This window comes from Ruoffia sp. FAM 26255, assembly GCF_045528525.1.
GTDB classification, from domain to species: domain Bacteria; phylum Bacillota; class Bacilli; order Lactobacillales; family Aerococcaceae; genus Ruoffia; species Ruoffia tabacinasalis.
Genome location: NZ_JBGQQX010000155.1, coordinates 1 through 255, shown reverse-complemented (window position 1 = coordinate 255; position 255 = coordinate 1). Strand labels below are relative to the sequence as shown.

General features: G+C 48.2%; 1 rRNA gene. It reads left to right on the top strand.

Going from position 1 to position 255, the window contains the following annotated elements:
- A 23S ribosomal RNA gene (locus tag ACEN31_RS11705) occupies positions 1-255 on the top strand; the annotation flags it as partial.

Here is a 255-nt window from a genome sequence, read left to right as displayed (position 1 = left end):
TTGGATGACATGTGGGTAGCGGAGAAATTCCAATCGAACTTGGAGATAGCTGGTTCTCTCCGAAATATATTTAGGTATAGCCTCAGAGTGAGAGCGTTGGAGGTAGAGCACTGTTTGGACTAGGGGGGCATACGTCTTACTGAATCCAGATAAACTCCGAATGCCATCTGCTCATCTCTGGGAGTCAGACTGCGAGTGATAAGATCCGTAGTCGAAAGGGAAACAGCCCAGACCACCAGCTAAGGTCCCAAAGTA